General features: G+C 45.0%; 10 protein-coding genes. 6 read left to right on the plus strand and 4 right to left on the minus strand.

The window, feature by feature from the left end:
* The first annotated feature begins 1 nt into the window (after position 1).
* The 4 genes from ACHUFW_RS14025 (at position 2) to ACHUFW_RS14040 (ending at position 3727) form a co-directional block, all read left to right on the plus strand.
* Positions 2–703 (plus strand): spondin domain-containing protein, encoded by a 702-nt coding sequence (locus ACHUFW_RS14025; protein WP_394203968.1) that lies wholly within the window; start codon positions 2–4, stop codon positions 701–703.
* Positions 704–713: 10 nt separating this feature from the next.
* On the plus strand, positions 714–1454 hold the full coding sequence (locus ACHUFW_RS14030) for a spondin domain-containing protein (RefSeq protein ID WP_394203969.1): 741 nt from the start codon (positions 714–716) through the stop codon (positions 1452–1454).
* A gap of 77 nt (positions 1455–1531) precedes the next feature.
* On the plus strand, positions 1532–2263 hold the full coding sequence (locus ACHUFW_RS14035) for a response regulator transcription factor (protein WP_394203970.1): 732 nt from the start codon (positions 1532–1534) through the stop codon (positions 2261–2263).
* A gap of 9 nt (positions 2264–2272) precedes the next feature.
* Positions 2273–3727 (plus strand): sensor histidine kinase, encoded by a 1455-nt coding sequence (locus ACHUFW_RS14040; protein WP_394203971.1) that lies wholly within the window; start codon positions 2273–2275, stop codon positions 3725–3727.
* Positions 3728–3840: 113 nt separating this feature from the next.
* On the opposite strand, the gene hemE is transcribed toward ACHUFW_RS14040, so the two are convergent.
* Positions 3841–4905, minus strand: coding sequence for a uroporphyrinogen decarboxylase (gene hemE / locus ACHUFW_RS14045; protein WP_028773334.1), 1065 nt, complete (start codon positions 4903–4905; stop codon positions 3841–3843).
* 662 nt (positions 4906–5567) lie between these two features.
* Here hemE and rsd point away from each other — a divergent pair.
* The gene (gene rsd / locus ACHUFW_RS14050) at positions 5568–6035 is read left to right on the plus strand and encodes a sigma D regulator (RefSeq protein WP_394203972.1); all 468 of its coding nucleotides are present in this window, start codon (positions 5568–5570) and stop codon (positions 6033–6035) included.
* A 120-nt stretch (positions 6036–6155) separates the two neighbouring features.
* Here rsd and acnB read toward each other — a convergent pair whose 3' ends face one another.
* Positions 6156–8753 (minus strand): bifunctional aconitate hydratase 2/2-methylisocitrate dehydratase, encoded by a 2598-nt coding sequence (gene acnB / locus ACHUFW_RS14055; RefSeq protein ID WP_394203973.1) that lies wholly within the window; start codon positions 8751–8753, stop codon positions 6156–6158.
* A gap of 392 nt (positions 8754–9145) precedes the next feature.
* Here acnB and hxpB point away from each other — a divergent pair, with 392 nt between their 5' ends.
* The gene (gene hxpB, locus ACHUFW_RS14060) at positions 9146–9808 is read left to right on the plus strand and encodes a hexitol phosphatase HxpB (RefSeq protein WP_394203974.1); all 663 of its coding nucleotides are present in this window, start codon (positions 9146–9148) and stop codon (positions 9806–9808) included.
* Between the two features lie 170 nt (positions 9809–9978).
* Here the strand turns inward: hxpB and ACHUFW_RS14065 are convergent, their stop codons facing one another.
* Together ACHUFW_RS14065 and ACHUFW_RS14070 are read right to left on the minus strand one after the other, a co-directional pair.
* Positions 9979–12033 (minus strand): M13 family metallopeptidase, encoded by a 2055-nt coding sequence (locus tag ACHUFW_RS14065; protein ID WP_394203975.1) that lies wholly within the window; start codon positions 12031–12033, stop codon positions 9979–9981.
* Between the two features lie 85 nt (positions 12034–12118).
* Positions 12119–14335 carry a patatin-like phospholipase family protein gene (locus ACHUFW_RS14070; protein ID WP_394203976.1) on the minus strand — a complete coding sequence of 739 codons (2217 nt, stop codon included), beginning with the start codon at positions 14333–14335 and terminating at the stop codon, positions 12119–12121.
* Between the last annotated feature and the right edge of the window lie 3 nt (positions 14336–14338).

Consider the following 14338-nt stretch of genomic DNA (forward strand, 5'->3'; position numbering starts at 1 on the left):
AATGAACCTTAAACCTCTATATGGTGCGATGGCCCTTAGTACGCTGATGACTTTCTCTACCGCAGCTGCTGAACTTGAAATCAGTCTAGTTAACCTCACCCATGGCAATCATTTTACGCCGGTACTCGTCGCTGCCCACAATAGCGATATTCAACTTTTCAATGCAGGAGAAATGGCAAGTCCCGCTTTACAGAAAATGGCTGAAGGCGGCGATATTGGTGATTTAGATATGGCAGTTGCCGACGCTGGCGGTGTCTCCATTGCCAATTTAGCTGGAGGCTTAATGGCTCCAGGGCAAAAAACTACCATGATGGCCTTCGACACCCAAACCATGACTCACTTATCTGTTGTTGCAATGGTGCTACCAACCAATGACGCTTTCATTGGCTTAAATAGCTGGGAAATCCCAACCACACCAGGCACCTACACAGTCAACATCAATGCTTATGATGCCGGCACTGAAGCTAATGACGAAATCATCAATGGTGGTGGTATGCCAGGGGTTCCGGGCATTCCTGCGGCGCCAGGTGGTGATGGCGGTGCTAACGGTAGCGGTGTAATGGATGCCAGCAGCAACGATAAAGTTCACGTCCATCCAGGTGTACTTGGTGATACTGATGTCAACGGCGGTATGAGTGATTTAGATAGTCGCGTTCACCGTTGGCTAAACCCGGTCGCTCGCCTGACTGTAACTGTGAAGTAGGAGAGTCATTATGATGCTTACAAACATAACAAGGCGTCCAATGCGCGTGATAATGCTAGCGGCAGCGATCGCCAGTTTATCAGCCTGTTCAGACAATGATAATCCAGCGCCAACTCCACAACCGGCACCCGCTCCAGCACCAGCGCCTGCTGTTGAATATAGCTTTGCGGTCACTGTCACTAACCTTACAGCCAATCAACCGCTTTCACCTGTTGCGGTGCTTGCAACAAGTAGTGACTACAAAGCATGGCAAACTGGCAGTATGGCAAGTACCGCTTTAGAAACACTTGCAGAGTCAGGGAGTAGCGCAGGTTATGAAGCTATGGAAGCCATTAACCAATTGGTTAACGGCACCGGTGTTATCATGCCTGGTATGAGCGAGACGGTAATGATTAACGTGCCAGAGGCGGATGTTGACTCACTGTCGGTGCTAACAATGTTAGTCAATACCAATGATGCATTCACTGGCCTAAACAGCTATTCAGTTAAAGCGTTAATGGTTGATGACTCGGTACGCATGACGGCTAACGCCTATGATGCGGGTACCGAAGCCAACAGTGAGTTCAAAGGCACCATTCCTGGGCCTGCTGATGGCGGAGAAGGCTTTAATGCTGAGCGTGATGATGTCGACTTTGTCTATATACATCCCGGTGTAATAACTGCAGATGATGGCCTAGCAGACTCAGTACTCAATAGCTCACATCGCTTTGATAACCCAGTAGTTAGTATTAGCATTAGCCGAACTGAATAGTAATTTGTTAAAAAAGTTCGTAATAAATATCGCCTAAGGTTGGTCTACTTCAACGTGATCAACTTTAGGAGTTCGATATGCAAACAGGAAATCTGGTATCGGCGACTCAATCCAAGCAAAAAATCTTGCTAGTAGAGGATGAGTTAGATCTAGCCGATCTTATTCAGCTGAACCTGACGTCACTCAACTACCAAGTCAATCACGCAGCAACCTTGAACCAAGCTCAAAAAATGATGGCTAAGCAGCATTATGATTTGCTCTTACTAGATAGAATGCTGCCAGATGGCGATGGCCTCACCTTATGCCAGCAGCTCTATCAGCAAGGGCAATTGCCTCCCTGTTTAGTGATCACCGCCAGAGACAGTGAAGCAGATGTGGTACTAGGACTTGAGTCCGGCGCGGACGACTATTTAGTCAAACCCTTTAGCGTCCTTGAACTTAGAGCAAGGGTCAAAGCAAGACTGCGACGCCAATTTGAGCAACAGGCTGAGCGACATTCTGAGCAGCTAACCTTTGAAAAGCTCACCATTGACTGTAACACCCGAGAAGTCATGGCAGACGACACCAGCCTAGAGCTGACAGCTCGCGAGTTTGATTTACTGCTATTTTTAGCCAGACATCCCAAGCAGGTATTTAGTCGTATGCAACTGCTAGAAGCGGTTTGGGGATACAGCTATTCTGGCTACGAGCACACCGTAAACAGCCACATCAACCGACTACGATCTAAGTTGTCTCGCGACCCATGGACTAAAGAGCTGGTTAAAACAGTCTGGGGCGTTGGCTATAAGTTCTCTCCTCCTGCACATTAAGAACCCACCATGAACAGTTTATTTGGACGCATACTCATCTCCGCAACAGTCACAGTGTTTATTCTGTGCATGGCATTGTGGCAATGGTTTACTCATAACCAAACTCGCAGCGCCCAACTGGTGCAGCAATCCTTGCATCAAGAGTTAGCCAGTCATATGGCACATATCAATCCGCTACTGTCTCAAGGAGTCACCTCCGATGCTGCATTAAAAGAAGCATTTCACGACTTTATGCTGCTAGGGCCAAGTTTCGAAATCTATACCCTAGACTTAAACGGAAACGTCATCGCCTACGATGCGAAAGAGGAAAAAATCAAACGGCAGCAGATCGATGTTGCGCCAATCCAGCAATTTTTAGCTGCTGCTAGTCTGCCGATTTTGAGCCAAGATCCTCGCTCAAATGACAATGACAAAATTTTTTCAGTAACAGAATTACAAACGCCCAGTGGCAACAAAACCGGTTATCTGTACGTTATTATTGGTGGTGAGCTATTTGACAGTTGGCAAAGCTTAACCAGCAAACAGCAACAGCTAACCCATTGGGCATCTGGCGCTGTGATTAGCTTTATCTTTGCAATGACCTTATTTGTATTGCTTATCCGCTATTTTACCCGTCCAACGGATCAACTGGCTAAACGACTACGTCAGCTAAGTAAAGATGGGCAACAAGCGATGCAGCTGACACAAAAAAAGCATGCACCGAAAGAGATTAAGGCTCTTACCGACGACATTAATCAACTCCTCAATCGCGTCCACCAGCAACACCGCGACCTTGCCAATCAGCAACAGGCAAGACAAGAGTTTATGTTGCACCTGTCCCATGACTTGAAAACACCACTGACCTCGCTACAAGGCTATATTGATACTTGGTTACTTCTACCCGAACACAAGCAAGACAGAGAGCTTATTGAGATTGCCGCCCGTTCTGGTGAACAATTGCAGCAATTGCTCAGTCAAATATTACAACTGACAGCACTAGAAAATGGCCAAATCCAAGTGCACAAACAAGTAGTGAACCTGCTACAACTGCTCAATGATTTAAAATTGCAGTTTGCTCCGCGGGCAACCAAACAAAATGTTGAACTCAACTTCAATGCCGATCCACAATTGATGATTAATAGCGATCCACAACTACTCACCCGAGTGCTGAATAACCTGATTGATAATGCCATTCGCTACACACCTAAGGGCGGTTTTATCAACATTAGTTTGACTCAACAACAAGAGCAGCTTTGGTTGCATATCAGCGATAATGGCTCGGGAATGCATAAACATGAACTCAATGCTCTGAAGCAGCTGTCGAGCAGTCAGGCAAGGCTTGAAAGTGCCGATAGCCTGCCACAACTTGGTGTCGGGCTGGCCATCGTTAGACAGCTTGTAGCCTTGCTCGAGTACGACATTCAGATTGATAGCAACCCTGGAAAAGGCAGTACCTTTAAGCTCGCGCTTGAATCCCTCAATTAGCACATACAAAAAAGCCCGCATTAGCGGGCCTTTATCAACAGAGGTTTGTTAAGGGGTCATGGTCAAATTGACTAAAGTATGCCCGAATAAAACAAACCTGCAGTCAGCATCAATTACTTGTGATACTTAGGCGATAACTCATGTACAGAGTTAATGAACGCACCAGCATGCTCTGGGTTAACATGTTGATGGATACCATGGCCTAGGTTAAATACATGGCCTGTACCTTCACCATAAGAAGATAGGATTTGATCCACTTCTTGATGGATGCGCTCTGGCGTACCATAAAGCACAGATGGGTCCATGTTACCTTGTAGTGCAACTTTCTCGCCCACACGACGACGTGCATCACCAATATCAACGGTCCAGTCTAGACCCAATGCATCACAGCCAGTTTCCGCCATCGCTTCTAGCCATAGACCGCCACCTTTAGTGAATAAGGTAACTGGTACTTGGCGACCGTCAGCATGACGAGTCAGACCATCAACGATTTTTTGCATATAGCGTAGAGAGAACTCACGGTAAGCATGGTGCGATAGCGCGCCCCCCCATGAATCGAAAATCATCAAAGACTGTGCACCATTAGCAACCTGTGCATTAAGGTAGGACGTCACTGAATCAGCTAGCTTATCTAGCAACATGTGCAATGTCGCTGGCTCTTCGTAAGCCATTTTTTTGATCTTTTCAAAAGTCTTGCTTGAACCACCTTCAACCATATAGGTTGCTAGTGTCCATGGAGAACCAGAGAAACCAATTAGTGGCACGTCACCTTTAAGCTCGCGACGAATAGTGCTAACGGCATCCATAACATATTTTAGTTCGATTTCTGGATCCGGTACGCATAGCTTTTTGATCGAATCAATGGTATCAGTTGGACGCTCAAAACGTGGGCCTTCACCTGTTTCAAAGTAAAGTCCAAGACCCATGGCATCAGGAATTGTCAGAATGTCTGAGAATAAGATAGCCGCATCAAGATCGTAGCGACGTAGAGGCTGCAAGGTCACTTCGCAAGCAAGTTCTTTGTTTTTACAAAGCGACATAAAGTCACCGGCTTCGGCACGCGTCGCTTTATATTCTGGAAGATAACGGCCGGCTTGGCGCATCATCCAAATAGGAGTTCTATCGACAGGCTGTTTTAATAACGCACGTAAATAACGATCATTCTTTAATTCTGCCATTTGGCTTTATTCCTAACTTGTTGTGATATCCGCATGGGTCGGTAGTTTAGCATTTGCGAGAATAAAGTAACCAGTGTCTATACATTTATGTGACAAAAGCCGCTGCATATTTGTTTGAAGACGATATACGACACAGTTTTTGCAAAATAGTGAGATTTATTGAGCAAAGCCAATAATATTTATGTGGGTATTTGTACGCAGATTGAAAGAAAAAAGTTGCACGGCTATGCAGCCTTTGGTATAAAAAGTCTGCGCTAGCAAGAACAATCAAGAAGCTCGTCGCATCGAGCCCGTAAAAACTTTCCTCGCCCAGCGATAGATTTCTATCGCTGGGCATTTTATTTTTTGCTCAATAAACAATACCTTAAAAGTATATCATCGCGGTCACTTTGTTAGCCATTACCACACAACAACGCAGTCACCACAACAAAACAGTCACTAAATCGCAAGTAAAGCTCAGTGCTAATAGAACCGTAACAGCCATCACTTAGCTTAAGAAAACACAAATATATCGTCACATCATGACATTTTGCTTACCTTACGGAGAAAACCACAGCCAGTTAAGACTAAAATATCAGCCATTAATAGACGAAAATGGTTGATCAAAGCCGCCGTTCTCACCTACATTAGAATCTAAGGACGATTACTTTATGGGGAAGATCATGCTCAGACAGTTAGAAAAGGTCGAACAGAAATGGGGCGGTGCGAACACACTGATTGATCAGTGGCTCAACCATCGTCGCAAACTATTGATTAAATACTGTCAAATTGCGGGCATTCCTCCATACGAGTCGACAGAAAACTCGCTGCCGGAAATCACCACAGTCAAAGCCTTTTGCGATGAGTTAATGGATTATGTCTCTGAAGGGCACTTTGAAGTTTATGATCGCGTCGTCACCGCCTGTGAGAAAAACGGTGAATCCAGTCAATCTTTTGCACAAAACTTAGTGCCAAAGATCAGCGAAACCACCGACATGGCACTGGACTTTAACGATAAATATACCGCAGCAGAAGATGATAAAGGCCTTTATCAACTAGATAAAGATTTGTCTTCGCTCGGTCATGCTATGGAAACCCGCTTTGAGCTTGAAGATAAGCTGCTAGAAGTGCTACACGCCAAGCACTCTTAATTTCGCTTAGTTTTTCATTGAGCTTAGCCACTCGCAGTCACTAACTGCTCAATCGATAACAAAAAGGCCAGCTACATAGCTGGCCTTTTTAGTTGGCATGTTAATCACAATCGTTGGCGATTACACCGCTGATTGGAAAATCACGTTATCCGCTTTGTCGGTGTACGACTTAATCTCATCAAAGTTCAAGTAACGATAAGTGTCAGCTGCGGTTGCATCTAACTCTTTAGCGTACTCTTGATACTCAGCAGGAGATGGTAAGCGTCCTAGCAATGCCGCGACGGCTGCAAGCTCTGCTGATGCAAGATAAACATTCGCACCTGTACCTAGACGATTGGGGAAGTTACGCGTTGAGGTAGAAACAACGGTTGAGTTCTCAGCAACACGGGCTTGGTTACCCATACACAGTGAACAACCAGGGATCTCAATACGTGCACCAACACGTCCAAAGATTGCGTAGTAACCTTCTTCAGTGAGTTGGTCTTTATCCATCTTGGTTGGCGGTGCAATCCAGAGACGCGTAGGCAGTGTCTTAGCAAACTTGTCTAGCATCTTACCGGTAGCACGGAAGTGACCGATATTCGTCATACAAGAACCAACGAATACTTCGTCGATCTTAGTATCAACGACGGATGAAAGTAGTACCGCATCATCAGGATCGTTTGGTGCGCAAAGGATTGGTTCTTTGATTTCATTCAAATCAATTTCAATCACTTCAGCATATTCTGCATCGCTGTCAGCTTCCATTAGCTCAGGGTTAGCAATCCACTCTTGCATCGCTTTAATACGACGCTCAATAGTACGGCGATCACCATAACCTTCACTGATCATCCACTTCAACATTACGATGTTAGAGTTTAGGTATTCAATGATTGGGGCCTTGTCTAGCTTGATTGTACAACCTGCAGCACTACGCTCAGCTGATGCATCAGAAAGCTCAAAAGCTTGCTCTACTTTCAGGTGCTCTAGACCTTCAATCTCAAGTACGCGACCAGAGAAAGCATTGATCTTGCCTTTCTTCTCAACAGTTAGCAGACCCATCTCAATGGCTTTATGAGGGATAGCATGTACTAGGTCACGTAGTGTGATACCTGGCTGCATTTCACCTTTAAAGCGCACAAGAATAGACTCTGGCATATCCAGTGGCATCACGCCTGTCGCAGCTGCGAAAGCAACAAGACCAGAACCTGCTGGGAATGAAATACCTAATGGGAAACGCGTATGCGAGTCACCACCTGTACCGACAGTATCAGGCAGTAGCATACGGTTTAACCAAGAGTGAATAACACCGTCACCTGGGCGTAGCGATACACCGCCACGATTCATAATGAAGTCAGGTAGTGTCTGATGAGTATTCACATCAACAGGCTTAGGATATGCAGCGGTGTGACAGAATGACTGCATGGTCAAATCTGCACTAAAACCAAGACACGCTAAATCTTTTAGCTCATCACGGGTCATTGGACCGGTAGTATCTTGTGAACCCACAGACGTCATCTTAGGCTCACAGTATTGGCCTGGACGAATACCTTGAACACCACAAGCTTTACCAACCATCTTCTGCGCTAAGGTATAACCTTTACCGGTATCAGCAACCGCGCCTGGGCGAACAAAGACCTCAGAAACACCTAGACTAAGAGTTTCACGTGCACGGTCCGTTAAGCCACGACCAATGATCAATGGAATACGACCACCAGCACGAACTTCATCTAGCAACACTTCAGTTTTTAGCTCAAAAGTAGAGATAACTTCATCAGTACCATTTAGCTTAACCACACCTTCATACGGATAGATGTCAATCACATCACCCATATTCATCTTGCTAACATCAAGCTCGATTGGCAGGGCACCAGCATCTTCCATAGTGTTGAAGAAGATTGGTGCAATTTTGCCACCCAAACAGAAACCGCCAGCACGCTTGTTAGGTACATTAGGGATATCATCACCCATGAACCATAGTACTGAGTTAGTGGCTGACTTACGTGATGAACCAGTACCAACAACGTCACCCACATAAACAAGTGGATGGCCTTTTTCTTTTAATGACTCAATTTCTTTAATCGGACCGATAACACCAGCTTCGTCAGGCACAATGCCATCACGAGCATTTTTCAACATCGCTAATGCGTGTAGTGGGATATCAGGACGAGACCAAGCATCTGGCGCTGGTGAAAGATCATCGGTGTTAGTTTCACCAGTGACTTTAAATACCGTTAGGGTCACTTTTTCAGTAAGCTTAGGACGGTTTAGGAACCAGTCCGCGTTTGCCCATGACTCAACTACCTGCTTCGCTGCAGCGTTACCTGCCTGCATTTTCTCTACCACATCATGGTAAGCATCAAACATCAATAACGTATTCGATAGCGCTTTAACTGCTAGCGGTGCTTTTGCGTCATCATCAAGCTGTGCAATCAAAGGCTCAATGTTATAACCGCCTTGCATCGTACCTAGTAGCTCAACTGCGCGCTCAGCAGAAAGGATAGGAGAAGTAACATCACCTTTCGCAACAGCATCTAAAAAGCCAGCTTTAACGTAAGCCGCTTCATCAACACCAGGCGGAATACGGTTTTCTAGCAGGTCAATAATGACCGCTTCTTCACCAGCAGGTGGATTTTTTACAAGTTCGACTAACTCGGCCACTTGATGAGCATCGAGTGGTTTAGGGACTACGCCCTCTGCAGCACGTTCTTCGACGTGTTTACGATATGCTTCTAGCACGGCAACATTCCTCTTTGTTTGGCGTTCTAACAGCGAAACTGCACATCTTCACATTTGAAGCTAACAGTCCGGCAGGCTCTACCCTTTTTTCTGGCTCGCATTATACACTAGCTTTGAAAAAGTATGAATCAGATCACACTCTTGCTGAACAAAATATCCTCATACGTCACAGGGATACTGTTTGAGCTTACTCTGTTGTTGTTTAAATTCTATTAGACATTCATCGAAAACCCTATAAACCAATGATAATTAATAGATTAAAATAATTTAATTCATTTCCTTTTCTCAACTTTGTTACTGATATAAGCTATATTTTTACAGTAAAATAAGCATTGAATGATGTGAATTTAGACTACTATTCATCTAGGTTATAATGAAGATAGGAAATGACTATGACTTCAAACGGAATCAAAGCCATCATTTTTGACATGGATGGCGTGCTCATCGATTCTGAACCTAGCTGGCAGCAGGCAGAATTTGAAACAATGCAAGCCTTAGGTTTACCACTCAGTTATGAAGACACCTTACAAACAACTGGGCTAAGAATTGATCAAGTTGTCAGCTACTGGTATCAACGCTATCCTTGGGCGAATTATGATAACGCGAATACTGCCAAAGCCATTGTAGATAAGGTCGTTGCGCAGATTAAGCAAAACGGCAGCGCAATGAAAGGGGTTGAAAATGCGCTCAATTATTGTAGGCAGCACCATTATCATATTGGGCTTGCCACATCCTCATCCACGGCAATTATTGAGGCTGTTTTAAACAAGCTACAGATTGGCCAGTATTTTAATGCCATCCAATCGGCCGAAGATTTACGCTATGGGAAACCTCACCCTGAAGTCTACCTCCTTTGTGCCCAACAATTAGGCATTGCTCCCCACCAATGCCTCGCTATTGAGGACTCCTTCAACGGCCTAATTGCGGCAAAAGCTGCCAATATGCAAACCTGTATCATTCCAGCCGCAGAGCAGGCACAACAAGCACGCTGGGTTCTCGCCGAACATCAGCTCGCCAATCTAGATCAATTAGCTGAGTTACTATTAGCTAATTGATCTAGGTCGGCCAGTGATCAATTAGCGATAAATTCAGCACGCTCAAAAGAAAAGCAGATCATCTATTCAGCACAATCACATCTTTATACTGAATAACATAAAGCCCACCATGAAAGGTGGGCTTTATTATTAAGGTACGAGTGCCAATTAGGCTTAGTAGCCGTAGCAGGCTACCAAATCTTCACCCTTTGCTCTGGTGCCAAGTACATTTTGTCAGACTCAGTGACACCAAAAGCATCATAAAATGCGGGAATATTCCTTGGTGTCCCCATAGCTCTGAAATGGCTAGGAGAGTGCGAGTCAGTCAATAAACGTCTTCCTAACTCTTCATCACGATAGTTACGACGCCAAACCTGTGACCAACCAATAAACACCCGTTGCTCGCCGGTAAAGCCTTCAATGACTGGCGCGGGCTGGCCATTTAAACTCAGTTGATATGAGCGCGCAGCCACAGTTAACCCACCAAGATCTCCAATGTTTTCACCTAAGGTCAAATCACCATTGACGAACTTGCCCGGAAGCGCTTCATATTGACTATATTGGGCTGATAGTTGGGCACCGCGTTTTTTAAACTCTTCTCGATCCTTATCAGACCACCAATTACGCAGATTACCATCACCATCGTATTTTGCGCCTTGGTCATCAAAACCGTGGCTAATTTCATGGCCAATTACGGCACCAATACCACCATAGTTGATGGCGTCATCAGCTTCCATGTTAAAAAATGGCGGTTGTAAGATCGCAGCAGGGAACACAATTTCATTCATCACCGGATTGTAATAGGCGTTGACCGTCTGTGGCGTCATGTACCATTCGGTGCGATCGATAGGTTTTCCTAACTTATCTTGCATCCTTTGATACTCAAATAAGGCGTATCGTTGGTAGTTACCGACTAAATCATTAGCCTCAATTTTTAGATTAGAATAATCTTTCCACTTGTCAGGGTAGCCAATTTTATAAGTGAATTTAGACAGCTTCTCTTGAGCAGCAACTTTGGTAGCCGGCGTCATCCACTCAAGTTCGTTGATACTGACCTCGAAACCTTTAATCAAATTTTGAATCAATTGCTCCATGCGGGCTTTAGCTTCAGGCTTAAAGTGCTGCTTAACGTATTCCTGACCAACCAACTCGCCAATCACTTGGTCTGCAGCATCCACCGCCTTTTTCCAGCGCGGTTTTTGTTCTTCTATTCCCATTAAGGTTTTACTATGGAAGCCAAAGTGGAGATCAACCATCTCTTTATTCAGCAACTCGGCATAGCTATCAACAAGGTGAAATGCCAAATAGTCCTGCCACTGTGCTACCGAAAATTCGGTAAACTTCTCACCAAACTTTGCTAGATACGATGGCTGACGCACAATGACATCTTCCACTTTCTCTATGTCGGCGCCGACAGCAAACTGCACAAAGTCAAAATTAACAACCAATTCTTGCAGCGCTTGCTTGCTCATCTTGTTGTAACTTTTATTGGCGTCACGAGACTCAACTCGGCTCCACTGACTGTCAGCAATGAAAGTTTCAATCTGCTCCACGCTATCAGCAGCCCGCTTTGAGTCGCCATAATTTGCGCTAGTAAGCAACTGCTCAACGTACGCGTTTAATGCATCTCGGTTGGCGACAAACTTTGCATCATCTTTTAAATAATAGTCTCTATCGGGCAGTGTTAACCCCGATTGATATAAATAAACGGCATATTCACTGGAGTTTTTGGCATCATTGTTGACGTAAAAGCCAAACGGCATGCTAGTGCCGCTTATCAGCATACTGCCCATTAATGTTGCAATATCATTGTGATCTTTGGCTAATGCTATTTCAGCCATCGCATCACTTAAAGGCGTCACACCCAGCTCTTCAACTAGGGTTTCATTCATATAGCTAGCATAAAAGTCGCCCACTTTTTGCTCGCTACTGCCAATGGCTTTATTGGGGGTTGCTGCAGCTTGCTCAATAATGGTTTTTAATGCTTGCTGACTTTGCTCGTACAAAACTGAAAAAGCGCCATAATTAGACTTATCAGCCGGTATGGGCGTATTAGCGAGCCAATGACCATTAACACTGTAATAAAAATCATCTTGATGGCGCACATTAGTATCAAAATTTTGCTTTTCAACGCCGGATACTTTGTCTGCAACCACTTGCGTAGTCTCGGTAGGCTCATTGCTACTGCAAGCGACTACCCCTAAGCTCAGGGCGATACCTATTGCTAATTTACTCGCTCGTTTCATTGTCACTCCCCCAATAATCCCTGTGATTGTTACCTATCGCCTATCCAGCAAAACAAGTTATACGCGGCTCAATAAGCGAATATGTTTACCAGTTTTTACCAACAAACAAAAAGATAGTGTACTCCCCATCATCCGTCCAACCGTAGCCAAGGGCCACTGGTCCTGCGCTGGTGTCAGTCCCCAAATACAAACTGCCGCCGTAAATCAAATCATCAATAGTAACACTATCGCGAAAATCCCAGACATTACCCGCCTCAAAACTGGCTCCCAAATACAATGGATAATCTGTCATACCTAATGCATCACGCCCCAAATCGTATTGGTAAATAACCGCACCAAACAATTTATGCGGACCAGCAAGTGCATCTTTATGATAGCCAGAGAGATTTAGGAACCCACCAAGCTGTGAAACATGCACTGAGGCGCCACTGTCCTTATCCACCGTGGCAAATGAGGCTTTACCGACAATGGCATGATTACCTAAATTGAGCGCACCTCGCCAATCAGCTTCTATCTGCATTGAGTTTTTCGATGGCTCTATCAAGCCAAACTGAGGAGAGTTTTCTCGTCGATAAAACAAGTTAACAGTAAAACGGTTGCCACTGGTTGGGAAACTGATACTGTCTAAATTATCGAAGCCAAATTTAAGGTAACCACCAACAGAATCGTAGTCTGGATCAATCAAAAAGAACTCATTTTCTAGGCTTCCTCGCTCAGCCGTCATCCCTAGCTCAATCATGCCCTCTTTGATAAAGTTATACCCAACACCGATATCTCCTCGATAGCTTGTCTCTTCCAGGAGTAAGACTTTGTTGTTGTTATCATAGATATTCCAATCTTTTCTCTCATAGCTCAATTGCACACGAGAATAGAAGCGCTGCTCGGTATCTAACGGTTGGTAGAATTCTGTAGATAAAAGCTTTTCATAGCCTAATTTCAACTCGTTACGCCACTCTCCCCCCAACTCAGTTAAGTTGGTCATGGTATAGGCCACATCCAGTGACACGTATGAATCTAAGCTAAAATCATCCTCCCAGCTAAAACCTAACTGAAAATAGTTTGGCCCCCATGACTTGCCCTTGGTTTCCACCGTCAAGACCCGCCCTTCGGGGGTATCGACAAACTCAGCATTAACCCGTTCAAACTTATCGAGGGAATACAACTGCGCGATACCCGCTTCGAGCTTCTCTGTGGTGACCACAGTGCCTTCATCAATGCCCAAGGTTTCCCGCAACAGGGTTTCACTGACATTGGCGTCACTATCAAATTTAATGGCAATCACTGGACGATTAATTTCATCAACCCAACGCTTACTGACTTGTTCTCTGTGGGCGATATAATTCTCATAGGAAGCCGATGTTGTTGACAGCGCTTGCAGTTTTTCCAGTTGAGCTAAGGCCGCTTCTTTACCTTGAGCATACGCCGCCGGCATAATCGAAAAGTCGGTGGTACTCATGGTGCCCACATCTGGACGAATAAGGATATCATCTTCAGACAGCAGCGCTTTCTGCCGGGTGGTACTGGCATTAGTCAACATCGTCGATAGCTGGTTTAACACCGCAATGGTACTACCTAACTCGTCACGTTTTACCAGTGATGAGCCGATATCCACTGCAATGACAATATCAGCGCCCATGGCTTTAACCACATCGACCGGCATATTGTTAGCGATACCACCATCAACGACAATCTTGCCTTCGTATTCCGCTGCCTGTAGTGCACCAGGTACTGACGCCGAAGCTTGCATCGCTTTCACAATGCTACCCTTATTCATCACCACAGGCAGACTGGTCTCTAAATCGGTTGCCACGGCACGATATGGAATGGCTAGCTCATCAAAATGACCAAATTGCTTAACCAGATCGGTAGAGCGCTGCAGTAAAGTGGACATAGTTTGCCCGCGCAGTAGACCGTTGGGCACTTTAACTTCGCCATCGCTATAGCCCACATTAATGGGGATATTAAACCGATCTCTATGCTGTTTTTCTCGGTAACTTAGTGCTTGTCTGGGAATGGTATCTGAGTATCCATCATTCCAATTCTCCCCCAACATGATCGCTTCAATTTCTGTCGCACTATAGCCAAGCGCATACATCCCGCCGACATACGCACCGATACTGGTGCCTGCGATGTAATCCACAGGAATACGATTTTCTTCCAGTACTTTTAATACCGCTACATGGGCTGAACCTTTGGCACCACCACCGCTAAGCGCTAAACCAATTTTAGGTCGCACTTCTTCAGCAAATAGTGAGGGGCTAATTATAGAGCTTGCTAAGAAAGCAATAAGTAGACGTCGCATAGG

The sequence above is a fragment of the Shewanella waksmanii genome, from assembly GCF_043643685.1.
In the GTDB taxonomy this organism is placed as follows: domain Bacteria; phylum Pseudomonadota; class Gammaproteobacteria; order Enterobacterales; family Shewanellaceae; genus Shewanella; species Shewanella waksmanii_A.